This is a genomic window from Microbulbifer sp. GL-2 (assembly GCF_007183175.1).
Lineage (GTDB): Bacteria > Pseudomonadota > Gammaproteobacteria > Pseudomonadales > Cellvibrionaceae > Microbulbifer.
The window spans coordinates 1015769-1037284 of sequence record NZ_AP019807.1 but is presented as its reverse complement, the minus strand read 5'-3'; the positions used below and the strand labels follow the sequence as shown (position 1 = coordinate 1037284).

Sequence of the window (21516 nt, the reverse complement as noted above, 5' to 3'; positions counted from 1 at the left end):
ATTTGATGACTCAACTTATAGAGACTCCCCCAACAACAGCCATGCTCCTGGCCGCTGGCTTCGGGCGTCGCATGCGTCCACTCACGGATCAGACTCCAAAGCCCCTGCTCTCCGTGGCGGGGAAACCCCTGATTGAACATGCTTTGCTGCGCCTTCAAGGAATTGGTGTGCAGCGGGTGGTGATTAACCTGGGCTATCTTGGCCATATGATCAAGGACTACCTGGGCAGTGGAGAGCGTTGGGGGCTGGATATCCAGTATTCAGTCGAGCACGAAGAAAAGCCACTCGAGACTGCTGGAGGCATCCTCAATGCGATGCCGCTCTTGGGAGAGGCCCCGTTCCTGGTGGTGAATGGGGATGTCTGGTGTGATTTTGATCTCTCTGATTGGGTGGCTCGTCCGCTGCCCCAAGACTGTCCTGGACGACTGCTGATGGTGCCCAATCCCCCACACAATCCAGAGGGTGACTTTGCTATTGAGGCTGGCCTGTTATCAGGCACTGCAAAGCCCCGTTTCACCTTTGCCGGGATTAGTTGGTTGCGCCCGGAAGTGCTTACCCAATACCCCAAGATGCGAGAGTGTTTTGGCCTTGGTGAGGTATTTACCTTTAATGAAGATAAATTGCAGGCGGAGCTATACCGGGGAGACTGGTGTGATGTGGGTACTCCCGAGCGCCTGGATCGATTGCACCGCCGCCTGAGCGCGGAAAACTGAGTTACTGAAGGATATTGAGATGTCTGATTACAAAATTGCTCCATCTATTCTTTCCGCCGATTTCGCGCGTCTTGGAGAGGAAGTGGACAATGTACTGGCTGCAGGGGCCGATTGGGTGCACTTCGATGTGATGGATAACCACTATGTACCCAACCTCACCATTGGCCCGATGGTATGTCAGGCGCTGCGCAAGCATGGCGTAGAAGCCCCAATTGACGTACACCTGATGGTGGAACCAGTGGACGATATGATCCGTATGTTCGCCGATGCGGGAGCCACCTATATTACATTCCATCCCGAGGCCTCCCGCCACCCTGATCGCTCCCTGCAACTGATTCGCAGCCTGGGCTGTAAAGCAGGCCTGGTCTTCAACCCGGCTACCAGTCTTGATGCGGCCAAGTACGTGATGGATAAGCTGGATATGATCCTGTTGATGTCTGTCAACCCGGGCTTTGGCGGCCAGAAATTTATTCCGGGCACCCTTGAAAAATTGCGTGAAGCGCGCCAATTGATCGATGGCAGCGGCTACGATATCCGCTTGGAAATCGATGGGGGGGTGAACCGGGATAATATTGCGAAAATCGCCGCAGCTGGCGCTGACACTTTCGTCGCGGGTTCCGCAATCTTCAACACGCCGGACTACGCTGAAGTAATCGGCGCAATGCGCAAGAGCTTGTCCTGATAAAAACCCGGCGGGCAAGCCCTTGCCCGCCGCATACGGGATTTGTAAACTTGTGCGCCTGCACTGAGGAATTTCCGTGAATCACACAGTCCCCACAACAACCAGCTGGCGATGGCGCCGCTGATCCGCTGAGGTCAAATCGGTAGCTGCTACCATTTCGGCCGCCTCTCCCGTGGGCGCTATCTATACTCGAGCGCCAGCCTGAAAAATGCAAAATAGACCGGAGTCTCTATGACCCCAAGCGAATACGCCCGACTTGTGTCTGCGGGCTATAACCGTATACCACTGGTACGCCGAGTACTGGCCGATATTGAAACACCCCTGTCCACTTACCTGAAGCTTGCCGCGGGACGATACAGTTACCTGCTTGAGTCAGTGCAAGGAGGGGAAAAGTGGGGGCGATACTCCATTATCGGCTTACCCGCACGTACCTTGCTGCGTGTGCGTGGCAATGAGGTAACTGTCGAGCGGGATGGTGAGGTAGTCGAGAGCCACACTTCGGAAGACCCGTTGGCGTTTGTTGAAGACTTCCAGCAGCGCTATAGGGTGCCAGAGCTGCCGGGCCTGCCGCGCTTTAATGGCGGCCTTGTGGGCTATTTTGGCTATGACTGCGTACGTTATATAGAGCCTCGCCTGGCTCGCAGTATGCCCCAGGATACACTTGGCAATCCGGATATCCTGTTGATGGTTAGTGATGAACTGGTCGTATTCGATAACCTCGCGGGTGCAGTTATCTTTATCGTGCACGCGGACCCACAGGAGGGTGACGCCTATGGCCGTGCCCAGCAACGCCTGGATCAACTGGTGGATCGCCTAGCGCAGCCATTGCCTGATACCGTGCCACTGGACCTGGATGGTAATGGTATCGAGGAGAGTGCGTTTCATTCGCACTTCAGTGAGGAGAATTTCAAGCTGGCTGTAGGCCGGGTTAAGGAGTATGTCCTGGCTGGGGATGTTATGCAGGTGGTGCCGTCACAGCGCCTGTCCGCTCCCTTTGATGCGCCACCGCTGAATTTCTATCGAGCCTTGCGCAGCCTGAACCCGTCGCCTTATATGTACTTCCTTGATCTGGGGGATCACCAGGTGGTGGGTTCAAGTCCCGAGATATTGGTGCGCCTGGAAGATGGTGAAATGACGGTACGCCCTCTGGCGGGTACCCGTCGCCGCGGAGGCACTGAGGAAGAGGATCTGGCTTTGGAGCGGGAGCTACTGGCCGACCCTAAAGAGCGGGCTGAGCACCTGATGTTGATCGACCTGGGCCGAAACGATGTTGGGCGCGTGGCTGCCACCGGCAGCGTGCGGGTGACCGAACAGATGGTGGTGGAGCGCTACTCCCATGTGATGCATATCACCTCCAATGTGACCGGTCATATTCGCGAAGGACTCACAGGGATGGATGCACTGCGTGCGGCCCTGCCAGCCGGCACCCTGTCCGGAGCACCGAAGATCCGCGCTATGGAAATTATTGATGAATTGGAGCCGGAGAAACGTGGTATTTACGGCGGTGCTGTGGGTTACCTGGCCTGGAATGGCAATATGGACACCGCTATTGCCATCCGTACGGCTGTGATCAAGGATGGCCAATTATTTATCCAGGCCGGTGCCGGCCTGGTAGCCGATTCCGATCCACAGTCGGAATGGGATGAAACCATGAACAAGGCCCGCGCGCTTTTCCGCGCGGCGGGTATGGCACTGGCCAGTAGTAGTAAAGAAGTAAAGACCGAGCAATGAACGAAGCTAGTATTCCCCAAAAATTGACCTTGACTGAACGTTGCCAGCGGATCGTTGAAGCCCCCCTGTTTAACCAGGTAATTATCGGCATAATCCTGCTCAATGGTATTGCCGTGGGGCTGGAAACCTCGAACTGGGTAGTAGAGCGCTTTGGTGCCTTATTGAAGGCCACCAACCAACTGGTACTGGGCGCTTTCATCCTCGAAGCGCTGGTAAAAATTGCTGCTCACGGTGTCCGCCCATGGCGTTACTTTGCCAATGGCTGGAACTGTTTTGACTTCACCATTATCGTCCTCAGCCTGATACCTGCCGCCGGGCCACTGGCAACCCTGGCGCGCTTGGTGCGGGTGCTGAGAGTTTTGCGCCTGGTCTCCGCTTTCCCCGAGCTGCGCACCCTGGTGGATACCTTGCTGCGTAGTCTGCCCAGTATGTTTCACATCGCGCTACTGATGGGGATTATTTTTTATATCTATGGAGTGGCCGGTTATTTCCTGTTCCACGATGTGGATCCTACTCACTGGCGCAACCTGCCGATTGCACTGTTGAGTCTGTTCCGTATCGTCACTTTCGAAGATTGGACCGATATTATGTACACGGCTATGGATGCGATGCCCTGGGCCTGGGTCTACTTTATTAGTTTTGTGGTTATGGGCGCCTTTGTCATGATCAACCTGTTTATCGGGGTGGTGCTCAATAACCTGGAAGAGGCCAAGTTGAGGCGGATGGATGAGCTGTGCCTGCCGCCAAGTCAAACTGAGATTCTGCGCGAGCTGCGCTCAACCCAGGCGGCCTTGGCGCGCCTGCAAAAACGCATGGAAGCGAATTCCGATTCACCAGAGGCTACGGGGGCCGGACAATGATTTTAATGATCGACAATTACGACTCCTTTACCTGGAATGTGGTGCAGTATCTGGAAGAGCTGGGTGCGGAGGTTTTAGTCAAGCGCAACGATGAGATCACTTTGGCGGAAATAGAGCAGATAACTCCGGAGAAAATTGTGATTTCACCGGGGCCCTGTACCCCCAATGAGGCGGGAATATCCCTGGAGACGATTCGTGGTTTTGCCGGTCGCATCCCGATCCTGGGAATTTGCCTTGGCCATCAGAGTATTGGCCAGGTTTTCGGTGGCAGGGTGGTTCGTGCAGGCCAGGTTATGCATGGAAAAACTTCGCCTATAGTGCACAACAACCTGGGGGTGTTCCACGGTCTGTCCAACCCTTTTGAGGCGACTCGCTATCATTCACTGGTAGTGGAAAAAGGCAGCCTTCCCGAATGTCTGGAAGTTACTGCCTGGACTGAGACAGAAGACGGGGAAATCGATGAAATTATGGGCCTGCGTCACCGCGAACTCGCAGTTGAGGGAGTGCAGTTCCACCCGGAGTCAATTCTCACTGTGCACGGCCACGATATGCTGCGGAATTTTCTCGAGTCCTGATATTTAAGGGCCGATAGCGCGGGGCCGTAACTACTGGACCCGCTTAAATAAAATATAGAGCAGGGCAAAGGGGACAAAATGAATATCCAACAGGCCATCGCCAAGCTGGTGGATGGAGAGCACCTCACCCGTGTGGAAATGCGCGAGACTGTGGGCCAGATAATGCGCGGCGAGACCGAGGAAGCGCAAATAGGGGCGTTACTGATAGCCCTGCGCATTCGCGGAGAAACAGTCGATGAGATTGTTGGTGCGGTAGAAACCATGCGCGAGTTGGCGACGAAAGTAACCCTGAACCTGGATTACACCGTGGATATTGTGGGTACCGGTGGTGACGGTGCCAATCTTTTTAACGTCTCCAGCGCCAGCAGTTTTGTCGCCGCAGCGGCAGGGGCCAAAGTAGCCAAGCACGGCAACCGCTCGGTGTCCTCCAGTAGTGGCTCAGCAGATTTATTGGAGAGTGCCGGTGTTTACCTGGAGCTGAGTCCCGAGCAAATGGCTCGCTGTGTAGACACAATCGGTATTGGATTTATGTTTGCCCCCAGCTTCCACAGCGCTGTGCGTCATGTTGGGCCAGCACGAAAAGCATTGGGCTTGCGTACTATTTTCAATTTGCTCGGTCCTATGACCAATCCCGCTGGGGTAAAGCGCAAGGTGATCGGGGTTTATGAAAAACGCTATTGTCGCCTGCTGGCGGAGGTTTTACAGCGTTTGGGCTCTGAGCATGTGCTGGTATTACACAGTGAAGATGGCCTGGATGAGGCCAGTATTGCTGCGGACACCCACGCAGTGGAACTTAAACAAGGCACCATCAGTGAGTTTACCCTGCGCCCGGAGAGCTTCGGCATTGAACGCCGTGATCTGGGGGCCTGATTGTTTCCGGGTCGAAGGAGTCCCTGGCACTGATTCGTGATGCTTTGGGCAAGCGCGAGACTGAGGCTGGGCAGAAAGCCGCTGATATTATCGCCCTCAATGCCGGTCTCGCCATTTATGTTAGTGGTGTCGCTGCCAGCGCGGAACAGGGTATCGCTATGGCACAGGATGCCATCGACAGCGGCCTGGCCGCAGAAAAAATTAATGACCTGGCTGCTTTTACCAGCGCCTTTCGTCCTGAGGAAGTTAAGTCGTGAGCACGCCCACTATTTTAAAAACAATTATTGAGCGTAAATGGCAGGAAGTGGTTGAACGCAAACTGCAGTGTAGTCAGGAGGAGATACGACTGCGCGCGCAGGAACAGCAACCGCCGCGGGGATTTGTTACCGCCCTCGAACGTAAAATTGCTGAAGGTGAGGCCGCAGTGATTGCCGAAATCAAAAAAGCTTCGCCGAGCAAGGGGGTTATCCGCGAGGATTTCCTTCCCGCAGAAATTGCTACCAGTTATGAAAAAGGTGGGGCGGCTTGCCTGTCGGTACTTACCGATGTCGACTTTTTTCAGGGGGCGGACAGCTATTTGCAGCAGGCGCGCAACGCTGTACGCCTGCCTGTACTGCGCAAGGATTTTACCGTTGATCCCTATCAGGTCTACGAAGCCCGGGCGATCGGTGCCGATTGTATCCTATTGATTGCCGCCTGCCTCGATGACGAGCAAATGCAGGATCTCAATAGCCTGGCCCTGGATCTGGGTTTGGATGTTTTGGTGGAAGTGCATAACCGTGAGGAGCTGGAGCGGGCCTTGGTGCTGCCTAATCGCCTGATTGGTATCAATAATCGTAATTTGCACACTTTCGAGGTGCAGTTGGAAAATACGTTTAAATTACTCGACCTGATTCCGCAGGATCGCATAGTCGTAACTGAAAGTGGAATTCACACCACCGATGATGTCGCAGCCATGCGCGGGCACAGCGTAAATACGTTCTTAGTGGGAGAGGCATTTATGCGCGAACAGGAGCCTGGGCGGAAATTGATGGAAATGTTTAATTGAGCTGTAATATTTTAATAGTTCAACAAAAAAGGCGATCACTGGATCGCCTTTTTTGTTTGTGCGTGAAACCCATACCAGATTAACGGGTGCCGTATACCACCATCGTTTTTCCTTTAACGGATACCAGACCCTGCTCCTCCAGAGTTTTCAGTACTCGTCCGACCATTTCGCGGGAGCAGCCGACGATGCGGCCAATTTCCTGGCGAGTAATTTTAATCTGCATGCCTTCGGGGTGGGTCATCGCATCTGGTTCGTTACACAGGTCCAATAAGGTGCGGGCTACGCGTCCGGTTACATCAAGGAAGGCCAAATCGCCTACTTTGCGTGTTGTGTTGCGCAGGCGACCTGCCATCTGTGTGGCCAGTGCGAAAAGGAATTCAGGGTGTTGTCGGGTCAGCTCCTGAAATTTTGTATAGGAAATTTCCGCTACTTCGCACTCGGTTTTGGTGCGCACCCAGGCGCTGCGGGTGTCCTGGTCAAACAGGCCCATTTCACCAAAAAAGTCTCCATCATTGAGGTAGGCGACAATCATCTCGCGGCCTTCGTCATCCTCAATCAGGACGGTAACAGAACCGCGCATAATGAAATAGAGGGATTCACAGCGGTCGCCGGCATAGATAATCGTGCTCTTGGCCGGATAGCGACGCCGGTGGCAGTGGGCCAGAAAGTCTTCAATATTGCCGATAGTCATGGGGTCTTCGATAGCAACCGTCACGGATTTATTCCTCATTTTTTGTCTCGTGCTCTATCCCGGCTATAGCAGCTGAGCACTATTGAATTATCGCGCGAAAAAAGAGTCCCCGACAGAGGCAGGCCATGGCAAAGTTCCGCATTGTGACCTGTGACACTCTGGCGCCGGTGGGATTGGACTTCAGAGCCGCTCGGACGTTCACCGGCGAGCGCTGAAATTACACTGAAGGACATTCCGCGCGGAGGCGTGCATGACACTATACCGGAAATAGCTAGGCGTCGGGATAAACTTGTACGATATGCTAAGCTTCGCGACTTGAATTTTTGCGGGAATAAGGTGATGCAAGGCAAAGTAACCTGGGTCAATGATTTGACTTTTGTCGGTGAGGCCGGCAGTGGTAACTCGGTAGTAATGGAAGGTGGACGCACCAATAATGGCGTTCGCCCCATGGAAATGATTCTGCTTGGTGTCGGTGGCTGTGCTGCCTACGATGTAGTTTCCATTTTACAAAAGGCGCGCCAGGACATTATTTCCTGTCATTGTGAGTTAAATGGAGTACGCCCGGACACGACGCCATCGCCCTTTGAACGCATCGAAATGGAATTTGTAGTGCGCGGCCGTGGGCTAAAAGAATCTCACGTAGCACGAGCGGTGGAGCTGTCTGCAGAAAAGTATTGCTCAGCTTCTATTATGTTGCGCAATGCGGGAGTGGAAATTGTGCATAGCTATCGGGTTGAAGAAGCCTGAGTAATGTGGTTTTGATTGGGCTGGGTATATGAAGTTGATAAATACCCAGCCGGTTTATTTATAGGGCTGCAACCGCCACCCAGGTTCCCTTCAGATTTTATAGCTGGCTGAAGTCATTACCTTGGCCACCAGAGACATAGCCCCCTTTACCGGAGCCGGGAATCGACTACCCCCAGCGGCAAGGGCTGCATGGGCATGCTTATCCTCGTCAATCAGCATTTGCTCCACTACGGCACGACTTTTGTTGTCCTGAGGGGGGAGCTGTTGCAAATGACTTTGCAGGTGCTTGCAAACTCTTTCTTCAGTTGCGGCGACAAATCCGAGGCTGATTCGATCACTGACTTTACCAGCGGCTGCACCGAGACCAAATGACAGCCCATACCAAATGGGATTGAGCAGACTTGGACGGCTGTCCAGTTCTTGCAGACGCTGTTCACACCAGGCCAGGTGATCAATTTCTTCATCGGCGGCGCGTTCCATTTCACCGCGTACTTCAGGCAGTTTCGCGGTGAGGGCCTGTCCCTGATAGAGGGCTTGGGCGCATACTTCGCCGCTGTGGTTGACCCGCATCAAGCCGGCGGCATGCTTGCGTTCGGCGTCGCTGAGTTCGGCTTCAGCTTCCTCTCTGGCAGGGGAGGGGCGTGTGTGACAGGGCTCTCCAGGGCTCAAAGTGCGCAGGGCGCGATCGGCCTGGATTAGCAGGCGATCGAGCCCGCTCAGGTTGCGTTCACTCATGTTCTACTGCTCCGCTGAAGTAGCAACCGCTGGAGCGGTCGCTACAAGTGGCTATTACTGCTGTTCGCCGGCAGTGGCCTCTTCTCTCTCGACCGCGCGATAGCCGATATCTTTGCGACAGAAGACCCCATCCCAGTAGATTGCGCGTGCCGCTTCATAGGCGTTGGCCTGGGCATCGGCTACGCTGTCACCCAACGCGGTGGCACAGAGAACACGGCCGCCATTGGTCACCACCCGGTCACCATCCTCTGCGGTGCCAGCGTGGAAAACCTTGGCATTGTCGCTATCGGCTTTTTCCAATCCACTGATGGCATCGCCTTTGCGGTAGCTGCCAGGATAGCCATTGGCGGCTAACACTACACCCAGGGCGGGGCGTGTGTCCCACTCAGCGGTAGTGCTATCCAGTTTCTTGTCCAACGCGGCCAGACACAGGTCCACCAGGTCAGATTTCAAGCGCATCATGATGGGCTGGGTTTCCGGGTCGCCAAAACGGCAATTGTATTCGATCACCCGCGGAGCGCCTTCCGGATCAATCATCAGGCCAGCGTAGAGGAAACCGGTGTAGGGGGTACCTTCTGCGGCCAGCCCCTTCACGGTGGGCTCAATCACCTCTTTCATAATGCGTTGGTAGACACTGTCGGTTACCACTGGAGCGGGGGAATAGGCCCCCATACCGCCAGTATTGGGGCCGGTATCGCCATCGCCAACGCGCTTATGGTCCTGGCTGGTGGCCATGGGCAGGATGTTTTCCCCGTCTACCATCACTATAAAGCTGGCTTCTTCGCCACGCAGGAATTCCTCGATTACTACACGGCAGCCGGCGTCACCAAAGGCGTTGCCGGACAGCATATCGCGCACAGCCAATTCGGCTTGTTGCACGGTTTCCGCAACGATTACGCCTTTTCCCGCAGCGAGGCCATCGGCTTTTACTACGATAGGTGCTCCTCGCTCGCGGATATATTCAATCGCCGGGTCTATCTCAGTGAAGTTGCTATAGGCCGCGGTGGGGATCTTATGGCGCTCCAGGAAGTCCTTGGTGAAGGCCTTGGAGCCCTCCAATTGGGCGGCGCCTTTGCTGGGGCCAAAAGCGGCGAGGCCGCGACCGCTGAAGAAATCTACGATACCTTCAACCAGTGGGGCCTCGGGGCCAACGATGGTGAGTTCTACACCATTTTCCTCGGCAAAGTCGGCCAGGGCGGGGAAATTGTCGATACCGATGGCTATATTTTGTAGCTTTTCCTCGCGTGCAGTGCCTGCGTTGCCCGGCGCCACAAACACGGTGTCCACCGCAGGGTTTTGTGCAGCCTTCCACGCCAGGGCGTGCTCGCGGCCACCAGAACCGATAATCAATACATTCATTGTTAAATCCCCCTAAGTCGACCGCGTGGGTCCATTGGACAGGTATCAGGAGCGCTAGTTTAGCGCGGAATCAGTACGGGGCGGAGTCGCAGGCCCGCAGTTGTCGCCTCGCGAGAGCGGGCGTTTTTATTAGATACATAGAGCGACAGGGTACTACTACCGCCCAAGTGCCGCGAGCCACAGTGAGTGCCTCGCGTTGACCGTGTCAGTTTAGTGGCGGAAGTGGCGCATACCGGTAAAGACCATAGCCATATCGTGCTCGTCCGCAGCGGCGATCACTTCTTCGTCGCGCATCGAACCGCCCGGCTGGATTACCGCCTGGATGCCCACTGCAGCGGCATTATCTATGCCGTCGCGGAAGGGGAAGAAAGCATCGGAGGCCATTACCGAATCCTGAACGGCGAGGCCGGCGTGCTCTGCTTTAATCGCGGCGATGCGTGCAGAATTAACACGGCTCATCTGGCCAGCGCCCACGCCGACAGTTCGGCCGTCTTTACCGTAAACGATGGCATTGGATTTTACGAACTTGGCGACTTTCCAGGTGAACAGCAGGTCGCGAATCTCTTCTTCAGTGGGCTGACGTTTGGAGACCACCTTCAGGTCAGCGGCGGTAACAATTCCGTCGTCGCGGTCCTGTATCAGAAGACCACCATTTACGCGTTTGTAATCCAGTGCGGATGTGCGCTCAGTGCCCCACTGGCCGCAAACCAGCAGACGGACATTCTTCTTCTCAGCCACGGCCTGCTTGGCTTCCTCGGATACAGACGGGGCGATGATCACCTCCACAAACTGGCGCTTAACAATAGCGCGGGCGGTGGCGCCGTCCAGTTCGCGGTTGAAGGCGATAATGCCGCCGAAGGCAGACTCGCTGTCGGTAGCGAAGGCTAGGTTATAGGCATTGAGAGTATTCTCAGCAATGGCCACGCCGCAGGGGTTGGCGTGTTTGACGATGACACAGGCCGGCTCGTCGAAGGCTTTTACACACTCCAGTGCCGCGTCGGTATCGGCAATATTGTTGTAGGACAACTCTTTACCCTGCAACTGGCTTGCGGTGGCAATGCAGGCCTCTGCCGGATTGGCTTCGGTGTAGAAAGCGGATTTTTGGTGCGGATTTTCACCGTAGCGCAGATCCAGTTTCTTGATAAATTGACTGTTGTAGGTGCGCGGGAACAGCTGCTTTTCGTCGCCTTTGATCGCACCCAGATAGTTGGCGATGGCACCGTCGTATCCCGCAGTATGTTCAAAAGCTTTTACTGCCAGGTCGAAGCGGCTGGCATGGCTTAGAGCACCATTGTTGGTTTTCAACTCATTAATGATATTGCCGTAGTCGCTGGCGTTAACCACGATAGTGACATCTTTGTGATTCTTGGCTGCGGCGCGCACCATGGTAGGTCCGCCGATATCGATGTTTTCGATAGCGTCTTCCAGGGAGCAGTCGGGCTTGGCGACGGTTTGTGCGAAGGGATAGAGGTTGACTACCACCATATCAATTGGCGTGATGTTATGTGCGCTCATCACCGCATCGTCGGTGCCGCGGCGGCCAAGGATGCCACCATGCACTTTAGGGTGCAGGGTTTTGACTCGGCCATCCATCATTTCCGGAAAGCCTGTGTAATCAGAGACTTCTACTACCGGGATATCGGCTTCTTTGAGTTGGCGATGAGTGCCGCCGGTGGAGAGGATTTCAACGCCCATGGCAGTGAGTTGCTGGGCGAACTCAACGATGCCACTCTTGTCAGATACACTAATCAGCGCGCGGCGGATCGATACCTTGTCTGTCATTGCACTTGGTCCAACTGGTTTCTGAAAAGGTTTTGCCACCGGGTTTTCGAGAGGTTACCGGTGGGGCGGCAAAAACTACCGCGAGGAAAATAGCGAGGGGGGATGAGTGACCTCATCCCCCCTTCGGGTTTTCTATCTGTTCGGTAGCTTACAGCAGCCCGTAGCGCTTCAGTTTTTTGCGCAGGGTGCCGCGATTAAGACCCAGCAGCTGTGCAGCGCGGGTCTGGTTGTGACGGGTATATTTCATCACCACTTCGAGCATGGGCGCTTCGATCTCTGACAGCACCATGTCGTAGACATCGGTAACCATCTGGCCATCCAGGTGGCGGAAGTAGTTCTCCATTGCGTGCTCAACGGCATCGCGCAGGGACTGCTGCTGTGGCTGTGCCAGTTGAGTCTGCCCCCTGGAGGATACTTCTTCGTTGCCAGTATCCGGAATCAATACTTCATTATTCATGCCGCTTGTGCCCCTCTCGTTATTCGGCGTTCAAACCACTCGTGAACGCTGGCATGTTGTACTTCTGCGCTCTCTATTTGGAAAAAGGTCTTGCGGAAGGACTCGCTGTCAGCGAGTGTCTTCAAGTACCAGCCCACGTGCTTGCGGGCGATACGGACCCCCATCACCTCACCGTAGAATCGGTGTAGTTCGCCCAAATGGGCGAGCAAAATATTCCTGACTTCATCCAATGTCGGTTCGGGTAGCCGCGCGCCGGTGGCGAGGTAGTGGGCTATTTCCCGAAAAATCCATGGTCGTCCCTGTGCTGCGCGGCCAATCATGACCGCAGATGCGCCAGTGTAATCGAGCACCTGTCGGGCTCTCTCGGCACTGCTAATGTCGCCATTGGCAAAAACCGGGATCTTCACCCTGGATACAATTTCGGCAATGGTATCGAATTCAGCCCGTCCGTGGTAGCCGCAAGCGCGAGTGCGGCCATGGATTGCCAGTGCGGCGATCCCGGAATCCTCGGCCATTTTGGCTACAGTGACGCCATTGCGGGAATCCGGGCACCAGCCGGTGCGGATTTTTAGCGTCACCGGGACGGAGACAGACTGGACCACGGCCTGGAGAATATCCGCCACCAGCTTCTCATCCCGCAGCAGGGCGGAGCCCGCTGCTTTTTTACACACCTTTTTTGCCGGGCAGCCCATATTGATATCAATAATCTGTGCGCCGCGGCGCACATTTTCACGAGCGGCTTCCGCCATCATTTCGGGGTCACCACCGGCGATTTGCACCGATATCGGCGCCGTTTCGCCACCGTGATCCAGACGCAAGCGCGATTTGCGGCTGTTCCACAGGCGGGTGTCCGAGGTCACCATTTCCGAAACTACCAAACCGGCGCCGAGTTCTCGACAAAGCTGGCGGAAAGGGCGATCGGTGACTCCGGCCATGGGCGCCAGAATTACCGGGTTGTCGATAATATAGGGGCCTATGGCGGTGGACACGCTAGCTCCGTTTGGGCTGTGGGTAGGGCATATCGAGCCCCGGCAAAACAGCCGCCTATGATAGCGGTTGCCCCGTTAATGGCAAAGCGAAAAAGCGGGCAATTTGATCGAACACTATCCGTTTAGCCTGCAGAGTGTGCAATTTTGGAGGCTTTGCGTGCCAGTTTACAGCTTGCTCTATGTGCAGCTCTCTATTACTGAGTGATCTTCATCTCATAATTCACCGCTTCGGTGCCGGGGTCTACCACTTCGATAGCGATATGTATGGGACTGCCCTGAGGCATAAGTTTCCGCCCGGCCAACTCGCCCTGCAGGTATTCTCCCGGGGTAAAGCGACGGCTTGCTACTGCACGGTCTTTGAGGTCGCTGAAATTCAGTTCCAGATTGGGGAATGGCTGGTTGTAGGGTGCGGTATTGATTAACACTGCATCTACTACCAGGGCGCCTTCCAGTTGTGGGTGGCTGCGCACCATCAAATTGGTGGCTTGGATGGCGTTGGGGTCCCTGAGCTGAGGCACGGTGCATCCGAACAATGGACAGGTTGCGGCGTAGATACTACGCCAGGGCTGCTTCTTACTGAGGTTATCAAACTGGAAGTAAGCCACCTGTGCCAGCAGAATAATAGTCAGCAGCGGTAAGAGTAGCCACCAGAGCCAGGGGCTCACAACCTTCCTTTTTGGCGTTACTCCCCAGGACATTTCCAGGGGAGCGGGTTGGATAGCAGAGATCAGCTGTTCGCGCTCGGGTTGCGCTTGGGGTTTATCGTTGGTATCTGTACTGGACGCAAAAAAGGGTTCCCTGCGCCCATTGATAGCGTTGGTAATAGGCTCTGAAGCCTCCAGTGTGGAGGAATCTGAGTGGGCCGGCAACGAGCTGGACTCGAAGATTTCTGCTGGTGGAGCCTGCGCTGTCTGGGGCTGTTCCCAAGGACCGGGATCTTCCTGGTTTTTGCTATAGGCTCGAGGATTCGTACTGATCTGGCTATTGGATTCAGGGCTACCGTTGAAATCGGGAGCATCATCCCAGTCCGGCTTGAGAACAGATTCTAGGTCCTCTTCGGATTCCTCCTCGTGGATAGTCTCTTCCTGCAGCTCCTGCCACTGGTTATCACCAAAGGCGTCACCGATAAGGGTGTCGGGGTCCGGTTCTGTATCGCCCTGTGGAGGAACTTCCGGTTTTCTCTCTTGTGGTTTCTTCTCTATCTCCGCGATCGGTGTCGCCGGGGAGGGTTCCGGTTGCCTGGATGGGGTTGGCTCCTCGTCATCCAGTTCGATATCGTCGTGGATCAGGAAGTCGTCGTCTTCCAGGAGGGCTTCCAGGTCGCTGCGGGTACTAGCGCTTTCATCATTGAATACGATGTTTTCGTCGGCGCGGAAAACCTGCAGGCAGGAACCACAGCGCACGGCGCCGCGGGCAGCACGCAGTTGCTGGTCATTAATATGAAAAGAGGTGCTGCAATGGGGGCAGCGGGTTACCAGTTGAGACATTCGACTATGGCGCAGTTTATTTTGCGGTCAAGTTTATCAGTCTGCCGTCCCCCCGCGTAGTGGTGGTTGGCGCATTTAGCGAATGCGGGTACCGCTCAGGCGTACCCAGCCCTCATGCTCGCCATCTTCATCGAACTTAATATTTTGCGCATAGGCTTTTTTCACCTGCTCGGCCTGGGAGGCAAGGATACCGGACAGGCAGATACGTCCGCCCACCTTGGTCAGTTCGACCAGTTCAGCTGCGAGTTCCACCAGGGGGCCGGCGAGAATATTGGCAAGCATGGTATCCACACTTTCGTGTGGGATTTTTTCCGGCAGATACACCGGAAAGCATTGCGGGTCGATGCTATTGCGTTTGGCATTATCGCGGCTGGCGATAAGGGCTTGGGGATCAATATCGGTGCCAATAGCGCGTTCAGCACCGAGCAGTAGGGCGCCGATACCGAGGATGCCGGAACCGCAGCCAAAATCGATAACACTGTGGCCCTGAAGAGGTTCACTTGCCAGCCACTGTAGGCATAGGTAAGTAGTGGGATGTGTGCCGGTACCAAATGCGAGGCCGGGGTCGAGCAGTAGGTTGACGGCTTCTGGGTGTGGCGGCTTGCACCAGCTGGGACAAATCCATAAGTTGTCGCCACATTGGATGGGCTTGTAGTGGGACATCCACTCTCGCTCCCAGTCCTTGTCCTCCAATTGCTCCCAGCGCACATTGGGCAGCATTTCGCATAGGAATGAGGCGGCTTTGGCTTCGGTTACGGAGGTATCGACTTCGGCATCGAACAGGCCGGTTATCCGGGTTTGGTCCCAGAGGGGGACTTCGCCGAGACCGGGTTCAAGGATGGGCTGGTCTGCATTGTCCTGCAGGGTGACAGAGACGGCACCGGCAAAAAGCAGTGCGTTTTCGATTTTTTCCGCGTGCGCACGATCGGTGTCAACGCGGAGTTGTAGCCAGGGCATAGGGATTCCGTAGTGAGTAACTGCTGTTGTGAGTGGGTAGCCCACCCGTTCCCTGCGACAATTATCGCCATCCATGGCGTTTGGGCTCGTCGTCGGACGCAATTCTCTCCAACTTTGCCCCGGCTGGCGAGGGCTAGAGCCCTAGCTTCTTCTCCAGGTAGTGGATATTTACCCCGCCTTTGGCGAACGCCTCATCGCGCACCAGCTCCTCCTGCAGGGGGATATTGGTCTTGATGCCGTCAACCACCAGTTCAGACAGTGCTACGCGCATACGCGCAAGGGCAGTTTCGCGATCCTCAGCGTGAGTGATCACCTTGGCGATCATAGAATCGTAGTTGGGTGGTACCGTATAGCCGGAGTAAAGGTGTGAGTCCACACGTACACCGAGGCCACCGGGCATGTGGAAATTGTTCACCCTGCCGGGGCTGGGGAAGAAAGTCTGGGGGTCTTCCGCATTGATTCTACATTCGAAAGCATGGCCGCGGATCACTATGTCTTCCTGCTTGAGGGAGAGCTTCTCACCGGCGCAGACACGGATCTGTTCCTTAATCAAATCGACACCAGTCACCATCTCGGTTACCGGGTGCTCCACCTGGATACGGGTGTTCATCTCGATAAAGTAGAAGCGCTCGTTCTCGTAGAGGAACTCAAAAGTACCGGCGCCGCGATAGCCGATATCAATGCAGGCCTGTACGCAGGAGTCGTATACCTGCTCGCGCACCGCATCTGGAATACCGGGAGCTGGGGCCTCCTCCAATACTTTCTGGTGGCGGCGCTGCAGCGAGCAGTCACGGTCGCCCAAGTGTATGGCATTGCCCTGGCCATCGGACATTATCTGGATCTCCACATGGCGTGGATTCTGCAGAAATTTCTCCATATACACAGTACCGTCACCAAAAGCGGCCTGGGCTTCGGATTTGGTCACTGCAATGGCGTTGATAAGATTCTCGGCGCTTTCCACTACTCTCATGCCGCGACCGCCACCTCCGGCTGCGGCCTTGATGATGATCGGGTAGCCAATCTTTTCCGCAATCTCGAGGCAGCGCTCACCGTTGTCCGGCAGCGGGCCATCGGAGCCGGGCACCGTCGGCACGCCGGCTTTTTTCATTGCGGCAATGGCGGATACCTTGTCACCCATCAAGCGGATTACATCCGGGCCCGGGCCGATAAAGGTAAAGCCACTTTTCTGCACCTGCTCGGCGAAGTCGGCATTTTCTGCCAGGAAGCCGTAGCCGGGGTGGACGGCAACCGCATCGGTAATCTCCATAGCGGAGATCAAAGCGGGTATGTTCAGGTAGCTCTGCGGAGAGGGGTTGGGGCCGATACAAACGGATTCGTCGGCCAGGCGAACATGCTTCAAATTGCGATCCACCAAGGAGTGTACCGCCACAGTGGCGATACCCATCTCTTTACAGGCGCGCAAAATCCGCAAGGCGATTTCGCCGCGGTTGGCGATCAGGATTTTGTCGAACATTGTGACTTACCCCAATCAGACGATGGTCACGAGCGGTTGATCGAACTCTACCGGTTGCCCGTCTTCCAGCAGAATGGACTCGATAGTGCCGGACTTGTCGGCCTCAATCTGGTTCATCATCTTCATCGCCTCAACGATGCACACCACGTCGCCAGCTTTAACCTGTTGACCGACCTTGACGAAAGGCTCGGCACCGGGGCTGGGGGCTGCGTAATAGGTGCCCACCATCGGTGATTTCACCGCATGACCGCTAAAAGCAGGTTTGGATTCCTTTTCCGTGGGAGCCGGGGCCGCGCTCTGAGTGGGGGCTGCCACTGGAACAGGAGCCGGAGCGGCGGGGGCGCCGTACATTGGCATGACTGGCTGGCTAGCGTTGCTCACACCGCGGCTGATGCGCACAGACTCTTCGCCCTCCTTGATCTCCAGCTCGCCGATATCCGATTCCTCGAGCAGTTCAATTAGTTTTTTAATTTTGCGGATATCCATAGTTCATTCACTCGCAGGTTGATTCATTGGTTTCGAGGCGCTATATCCAGTTGGTGTATGGCTGCCTGTAGTGCCAGTGTGTAGCTGTGTGGACCGAAGCCACACACCACACCGCTGGCTAAGTCGGATAAATAGGAGTGGTGCCTGAATTTCTCCCTCGCGTGGGGGTTGGACAGGTGCAGTTCGATAAACGGAATGGCAACGGCGGCCAGGGCATCTCGTAAGGCTACGCTGGTATGGGTAAATGCCGCAGGGTTGATCACAATAAAATCCACGGCGCTGTTGGCCGCCAGGTGGATACGCTCAATCAGGGCTGACTCGCTGTTACTCTGCAAGGTTTCCAGCTCATGCCCGGCGGCGTCGCACTGGCGCCCCGCCGCTTCATTAACTTCCGCAAGCGTGGTGGAGCCATAGATGTGAGGCTCACGCGTGCCAAGCAGGTTGAGGTTGGGGCCGTGCAGGAGTAGAAGTTTAGCCATAATCTGCCTTGAGAAATGTTGCCGAAAAACCACGAAATGTAGTCTAAAGTTGGCTATCTTGCGGGCAAAATCGAATATTGGCCTGTTTGCCCGAGTGCTTTTGGCGAGTGTGCCGCAAAAGTGACTCCCTGTCCATGCCTGCCTGGCAGTTTATCGAAGTTAGCGGCATTTCGGCGATATTTGGCTAAAAATTAGCGCAAAATATCCATGTCGTGGCCTTTTTACCCCAGCGAATGGCTACAAAGGCGGAAGTTTCCTCTGCGGGACTGAAGAATTGCTGAGTCCGCCCTCGGCAGCGGCTTCCAGTTCCATCAGTAATTCTTCTCGAGAAAGGATCTGGGGCAGGATTTTGGCTTCGCCGCCACTGGCGGGGTAAAGCAGGTAGAGTGGCACACTGGTGCGCCCGTACTTTGCCAACAGGGCGCTGATATGTGGATCCTGATTGGTCCAGTCACCCTTCAGGGCTACAACCCCGAGTTTTTCGATAGCACTACTTACCGCATCGCTCGACAGCACTACTTTTTCGTTGGCCAGACAGGTGATACACCAGGCTGCGGTCATATTCGCAAGTACAGCGCGACCCTCGCCGCGTGCGGCTTCCAGCTTCTCTGCCGAATAGGGCTGCCAGTAGTCACTGGTCTGCTGCTGAGTCTGGGGTGCTGTACTGAGGCGTGGCAGAAGTATTACAGCAAAGGTCAATGCGGCAATCGCCACAGTACCATGCAACCAGCGCCACTGTGGGCGTGGCCATAGCCATAATGCAAAGGCGATAGCGACAGCGCCAGTGAGCACCAAGGTGACGCCGTCACCGCCAGTCTGGCGCCCCAGTACCCATAGTAGCCAGACGGCAGTTAGATACATGGGAAAGGCCAGCAACTGCTTGAGGCGATCCATCCAGGGGCCTGGCCGTGGTAACTTCTCCACCAGGGCGGGAATATAGGTCAGTAAAAGGAAGGGGGCCGCCATGCCGGCGCCGAGAGCCGCAAAAATGCTGAGTGCCACCACCGCTGGTTGGGTTACTGCAAATCCCAGCGCTGAACCCATGAGCGGCGCAGTACAGGGGCTCGCCACCAAAGAGGCCAATACTCCGGAGGTGAGTGAGCCGCGCAGGCCCTGGCTGTTATTCAGGTTGCTGCCGACCCCCATCAGGCTGGAGCCAAATTCTGTAACCCCGGAAAGACTTAGTCCCATGATGAAAAACAGGTATGCAAGAGCAGCCACCAGCCATGGGGATTGCAATTGGAAGCCCCAGCCGATCGCCTCACCGCCGGCACGCAACGCCAGCATGATCGCGGCGATAGCGACAAAGCTCAGGATCACCCCGGCAGTGTAGGCCCAGCCGTGATGGAGCCGCTGGTTGGCATTCTGTGCCGCCTGGCTCACTGCCAGCAGTTTGATGGAGAGCACTGGAAATACACAGGGCATCAGGTTCAACAGTAGGCCGCCAGCGAAAGCGAATAGCAGGGCAAAAGGCAGAGTAATACTGCTGCGGTTACTTTTACCCGCCTGGGACGAGAGGCCATTAGTCGTAGAATTGCTGGCTTTGGAGAAGCCGCCTTCTACCGCATGGATACTGCCGCTGGAGGTGTCCACCGTGTAATGGCGAGTTTGCGGTGGATAGCAGAGCCCCGCATCGGCACAGCCTTGATAGTGCAGCTCCAATTGTGTTGTGGTATTTGGGTTATTGAGGGCGATAGGGAATTCCAGCTGGCCGCGATAGACCTCGGTCTCCTTCTCGAAATAGTCATCCCAGATCACCTCGCCAGTCGGCAGATTCAGGGACAATTCGGTTTTTTGCCCGTTATCGATACGATAGAGGGCAAGCTTGTCACGGTAGAGGTAATATTCCGGGGCAATTTCAAATATGGCACTGAGCTGGCTACCGCTGAGGAGCAGGTCTTGTCGGTAGGCCTCGTCCACTGGCAGGAAAGCGTTGTCCTGGGTGCTATTGAGAGATGCAAAAGGATTGTCGGGGCCCTGGGCCAGGGAGCTGGCACTGGACACAAACAACAGGGTTGCCAGTAGGGCGAGGAAATTATTTCTGAAACTTCTGGTCATCACAGCCATAGATGAAAAAATTCATTATAGTCGGGCGCATAGTTCTGACTGCTGCACCGGACGTGGGTTCAGTTGCGCCAGCAGTATAGCGATGCCAGTGGTACAAAAAAACAACAACGGGGGATTGCTTTGCCGTCATTTGAACGCCTTCACAGCCTTGGAGTCTGCCTGTTCATGGTTGTTGTGCTGGGGGCCTGTACATCCAATCAACCGGCTCCAGCCCCCGCTAGTCCGCCGCCGAAGAAAACCGGGCCCTCACAGGAGGAGATTCGGCGGGGCAATGTGACTTTCTTTCTCAAGCGAGCTGAGCAGGCCCTGAACAAGGGATACCTGACCCAGCCGGCTGGCGCTAGTGCTTATGACTACTACCTGAGAGTACAACAGCTGGACCCCGATAATCGCCGTGCGCAAACGGGGATCCAGACCATCGTGGTTACTTATGTGGAACAGGCTCGCGAGGCACTGCGCCGACGCGCTTTCGGAGAGGTGCAAACCCTGCTCAAGCGAGCTGAGATGTTAGCGCCAGGCAATGCCTTGGTAGACGAAGTGCGTGGGCAGCTGTTGCGAGAGCGGGGTCGTGCCCGTCTCGACCTGCCGGAGGGAGAGAGCATTGGGTTGCCAGCATCAGAGTTGAATGCCCGGTCGGAACGTCTTTCTAATCAGTTGCGGCAGGTTGCCCAGCGAATCCGCAGTGAGCAATTGCGCGTCATTATTATCGCCAGGGATGATGCTCAGGGTCGCTGGGTTTACCAGCAGTTGCGTGAGGCCGTACCCGGTTACCGGGTGCGGGGCGATATCAAGGTTGGCAGTCCAGCGCGATTACTTCTTGTCAAACCCAATGGAGGGGTCCAATGAAAAAACCAGCTCTGTCCGAGTGGATACTTTTAGTCAGTGCTCTGTTATTCGTCGCCAAAGCCCATGCTGTCAACCCGGACCTTCGGGTAGACGGATATGCCCGCGAGACGCCCCCGGGAGCGCCGATGAGTGCGGCTTACTTATCCCTTCACAATACTGGGGCGAAGGACTTACTGCTGGAGGCTGTGGAGCTGTCGGGAAGTCAGGATGGGGGGGCCGACCTGCATACTACCGAGCGCAGTGAGGGTGTCAGTCGAATGCGCCCACTGAAACAAGTGGCGATTGCTGCCGGCCAGCAATTACAGATGGCACCGGGTGGTATACACCTGATGATTCACGGATTACGCCTGCGTGCAGGGGAATTGTTGCCATTGCGGCTGGTCTTTAACGATGGCTCCAGCCTGGAGGTCCAGGTACCGGTAGTGGGGCAGGGTACAGCAGAAAAAGAGCATCACCATCACCACGGTTGAGCCGGGGTATT

General features: G+C 55.6%; 21 protein-coding genes and 1 pseudogene. 10 read left to right on the top strand and 12 right to left on the bottom strand.

The annotated features are described in order from the left end of the window. Window positions 1-5: 5 nt before the first annotated feature. The 7 genes and pseudogenes from GL2_RS04585 (at window position 6) to trpC (ending at window position 6479) form a co-directional block, all read left to right on the top strand. The gene (locus GL2_RS04585) at window positions 6-713 is read left to right on the top strand and encodes a nucleotidyltransferase family protein (protein WP_232053766.1); all 708 of its coding nucleotides are present in this window, start codon (window positions 6-8) and stop codon (window positions 711-713) included. 19 nt (window positions 714-732) lie between these two features. Beyond that, window positions 733-1395 carry a ribulose-phosphate 3-epimerase gene (gene rpe / locus GL2_RS04580; protein WP_143729494.1) on the top strand — a complete coding sequence of 221 codons (663 nt, stop codon included), beginning with the start codon at window positions 733-735 and terminating at the stop codon, window positions 1393-1395. 231 nt (window positions 1396-1626) lie between these two features. Then, on the top strand, window positions 1627-3126 hold the full coding sequence (gene trpE / locus GL2_RS04575; protein WP_143729493.1) for an anthranilate synthase component I: 1500 nt from the start codon (window positions 1627-1629) through the stop codon (window positions 3124-3126). Beyond that, window positions 3123-3986, top strand: coding sequence for an ion transporter (locus GL2_RS04570; RefSeq protein ID WP_143729492.1), 864 nt, complete (start codon window positions 3123-3125; stop codon window positions 3984-3986). Before trpE ends, GL2_RS04570 begins: the two co-directional genes overlap by 4 nt. Continuing rightward, a complete protein-coding gene (locus tag GL2_RS04565; protein WP_143729491.1) occupies window positions 3983-4561 on the top strand; it encodes an aminodeoxychorismate/anthranilate synthase component II in 579 nt (192 codons plus the stop codon). The genes GL2_RS04570 and GL2_RS04565 overlap by 4 nt, the downstream gene beginning before the upstream one ends. Before the next feature lie 78 nt (window positions 4562-4639). Next, window positions 4640-5688 (top strand): annotated as a pseudogene (trpD, locus tag GL2_RS04560) (anthranilate phosphoribosyltransferase). Next, entirely contained in the window at window positions 5685-6479 is a 795-nt protein-coding gene (trpC, locus tag GL2_RS04555) for an indole-3-glycerol phosphate synthase TrpC (protein WP_143729490.1), read from the top strand. The pseudogene trpD and the gene trpC overlap by 4 nt, the downstream one beginning before the upstream one ends. A 79-nt stretch (window positions 6480-6558) precedes the next feature. Here the strand turns inward: trpC and crp are convergent, their stop codons facing one another. Continuing rightward, window positions 6559-7209, bottom strand: a complete 651-nt coding sequence (gene crp, locus GL2_RS04550; RefSeq protein ID WP_051089460.1) for a cAMP-activated global transcriptional regulator CRP — start codon at window positions 7207-7209, stop codon at window positions 6559-6561. Window positions 7210-7509: 300 nt separating this feature from the next. On the opposite strand from crp, the gene GL2_RS04545 reads away from it, so the two are divergent. After that, window positions 7510-7917: an OsmC family protein gene (locus tag GL2_RS04545; protein ID WP_143729489.1), complete on the top strand. Its 408-nt coding sequence runs from the start codon at window positions 7510-7512 to the stop codon at window positions 7915-7917. A 90-nt stretch (window positions 7918-8007) separates the two neighbouring features. Here the strand turns inward: GL2_RS04545 and coq7 are convergent, their stop codons facing one another. From coq7 to GL2_RS04490, 11 genes are all read right to left on the bottom strand, one after another. Next, complete coding sequence (coq7, locus tag GL2_RS04540) at window positions 8008-8652, bottom strand: 2-polyprenyl-3-methyl-6-methoxy-1,4-benzoquinone monooxygenase (protein WP_143729488.1); 645 nt, start codon at window positions 8650-8652, stop codon at window positions 8008-8010. A 54-nt stretch (window positions 8653-8706) separates the two neighbouring features. Further along, window positions 8707-10011: a phosphoribosylamine--glycine ligase gene (gene purD, locus GL2_RS04535; protein WP_143729487.1), complete on the bottom strand. Its 1305-nt coding sequence runs from the start codon at window positions 10009-10011 to the stop codon at window positions 8707-8709. A gap of 210 nt (window positions 10012-10221) precedes the next feature. Next, window positions 10222-11793: a bifunctional phosphoribosylaminoimidazolecarboxamide formyltransferase/IMP cyclohydrolase gene (gene purH, locus GL2_RS04530; RefSeq protein ID WP_143729486.1), complete on the bottom strand. Its 1572-nt coding sequence runs from the start codon at window positions 11791-11793 to the stop codon at window positions 10222-10224. A 148-nt stretch (window positions 11794-11941) separates the two neighbouring features. After that, window positions 11942-12250, bottom strand: coding sequence for a DNA-binding transcriptional regulator Fis (gene fis / locus GL2_RS04525; protein WP_020411495.1), 309 nt, complete (start codon window positions 12248-12250; stop codon window positions 11942-11944). After that, window positions 12247-13185, bottom strand: a complete 939-nt coding sequence (gene dusB, locus GL2_RS04520) for a tRNA dihydrouridine synthase DusB (protein WP_232053824.1) — start codon at window positions 13183-13185, stop codon at window positions 12247-12249. The genes fis and dusB overlap by 4 nt, the downstream gene beginning before the upstream one ends. A gap of 248 nt (window positions 13186-13433) precedes the next feature. Further along, complete coding sequence (locus tag GL2_RS04515) at window positions 13434-14726, bottom strand: DUF3426 domain-containing protein (protein WP_143732791.1); 1293 nt, start codon at window positions 14724-14726, stop codon at window positions 13434-13436. Between the two features lie 75 nt (window positions 14727-14801). Beyond that, on the bottom strand, window positions 14802-15683 hold the full coding sequence (gene prmA / locus GL2_RS04510) for a 50S ribosomal protein L11 methyltransferase (protein WP_143732790.1): 882 nt from the start codon (window positions 15681-15683) through the stop codon (window positions 14802-14804). Window positions 15684-15816: 133 nt separating this feature from the next. Next, window positions 15817-17157 carry an acetyl-CoA carboxylase biotin carboxylase subunit gene (gene accC, locus GL2_RS04505; RefSeq protein WP_143729484.1) on the bottom strand — a complete coding sequence of 447 codons (1341 nt, stop codon included), beginning with the start codon at window positions 17155-17157 and terminating at the stop codon, window positions 15817-15819. Between the two features lie 15 nt (window positions 17158-17172). Continuing rightward, a complete protein-coding gene (accB, locus tag GL2_RS04500) occupies window positions 17173-17643 on the bottom strand; it encodes an acetyl-CoA carboxylase biotin carboxyl carrier protein (protein ID WP_143729483.1) in 471 nt (156 codons plus the stop codon). 23 nt (window positions 17644-17666) lie between these two features. After that, window positions 17667-18122 (bottom strand): type II 3-dehydroquinate dehydratase, encoded by a 456-nt coding sequence (aroQ, locus tag GL2_RS04495; RefSeq protein ID WP_143729482.1) that lies wholly within the window; start codon window positions 18120-18122, stop codon window positions 17667-17669. Between the two features lie 237 nt (window positions 18123-18359). Continuing rightward, on the bottom strand, window positions 18360-20189 hold the full coding sequence (locus GL2_RS04490; RefSeq protein WP_143729481.1) for a protein-disulfide reductase DsbD: 1830 nt from the start codon (window positions 20187-20189) through the stop codon (window positions 18360-18362). Between the two features lie 63 nt (window positions 20190-20252). On the opposite strand from GL2_RS04490, the gene GL2_RS04485 reads away from it, so the two are divergent. Then, window positions 20253-21035 (top strand): N-acetylglucosaminyltransferase, encoded by a 783-nt coding sequence (locus GL2_RS04485; protein ID WP_143729480.1) that lies wholly within the window; start codon window positions 20253-20255, stop codon window positions 21033-21035. Beyond that, window positions 21032-21505 (top strand): copper chaperone PCu(A)C, encoded by a 474-nt coding sequence (locus tag GL2_RS04480; protein WP_143729479.1) that lies wholly within the window; start codon window positions 21032-21034, stop codon window positions 21503-21505. Before GL2_RS04485 ends, GL2_RS04480 begins: the two co-directional genes overlap by 4 nt. Window positions 21506-21516 lie beyond the last annotated feature (11 nt).

Excerpts from the sequence above, each read along its gene's own strand:
- GL2_RS04585 (WP_232053766.1), top strand. The coding sequence starts at position 6 with ATGACTCAACTTATAGAGACTCCCCCAACAACAGCCATGCTCCTGGCC.
- rpe (WP_143729494.1), top strand. The coding sequence starts at position 733 with ATGTCTGATTACAAAATTGCTCCATCTATTCTTTCCGCCGATTTCGCG.
- trpE (WP_143729493.1), top strand. The coding sequence starts at position 1,627 with ATGACCCCAAGCGAATACGCCCGACTTGTGTCTGCGGGCTATAACCGT.
- GL2_RS04570 (WP_143729492.1), top strand. The coding sequence starts at position 3,123 with ATGAACGAAGCTAGTATTCCCCAAAAATTGACCTTGACTGAACGTTGC.
- GL2_RS04565 (WP_143729491.1), top strand. The coding sequence starts at position 3,983 with ATGATTTTAATGATCGACAATTACGACTCCTTTACCTGGAATGTGGTG.
- crp (WP_051089460.1), bottom strand. The coding sequence starts at position 7,209 with ATGAGGAATAAATCCGTGACGGTTGCTATCGAAGACCCCATGACTATC.
- GL2_RS04545 (WP_143729489.1), top strand. The coding sequence starts at position 7,510 with ATGCAAGGCAAAGTAACCTGGGTCAATGATTTGACTTTTGTCGGTGAG.
- coq7 (WP_143729488.1), bottom strand. The coding sequence starts at position 8,652 with ATGAGTGAACGCAACCTGAGCGGGCTCGATCGCCTGCTAATCCAGGCC.
- purD (WP_143729487.1), bottom strand. The coding sequence starts at position 10,011 with ATGAATGTATTGATTATCGGTTCTGGTGGCCGCGAGCACGCCCTGGCG.
- purH (WP_143729486.1), bottom strand. The coding sequence starts at position 11,793 with ATGACAGACAAGGTATCGATCCGCCGCGCGCTGATTAGTGTATCTGAC.
- fis (WP_020411495.1), bottom strand. The coding sequence starts at position 12,250 with ATGAATAATGAAGTATTGATTCCGGATACTGGCAACGAAGAAGTATCC.
- dusB (WP_232053824.1), bottom strand. The coding sequence starts at position 13,185 with ATGGCCGGAGTCACCGATCGCCCTTTCCGCCAGCTTTGTCGAGAACTC.
- GL2_RS04515 (WP_143732791.1), bottom strand. The coding sequence starts at position 14,726 with ATGTCTCAACTGGTAACCCGCTGCCCCCATTGCAGCACCTCTTTTCAT.
- prmA (WP_143732790.1), bottom strand. The coding sequence starts at position 15,683 with ATGCCCTGGCTACAACTCCGCGTTGACACCGATCGTGCGCACGCGGAA.
- accC (WP_143729484.1), bottom strand. The coding sequence starts at position 17,157 with ATGTTCGACAAAATCCTGATCGCCAACCGCGGCGAAATCGCCTTGCGG.
- accB (WP_143729483.1), bottom strand. The coding sequence starts at position 17,643 with ATGGATATCCGCAAAATTAAAAAACTAATTGAACTGCTCGAGGAATCG.
- aroQ (WP_143729482.1), bottom strand. The coding sequence starts at position 18,122 with ATGGCTAAACTTCTACTCCTGCACGGCCCCAACCTCAACCTGCTTGGC.
- GL2_RS04490 (WP_143729481.1), bottom strand. The coding sequence starts at position 20,189 with ATGGCTGTGATGACCAGAAGTTTCAGAAATAATTTCCTCGCCCTACTG.
- GL2_RS04480 (WP_143729479.1), top strand. The coding sequence starts at position 21,032 with ATGAAAAAACCAGCTCTGTCCGAGTGGATACTTTTAGTCAGTGCTCTG.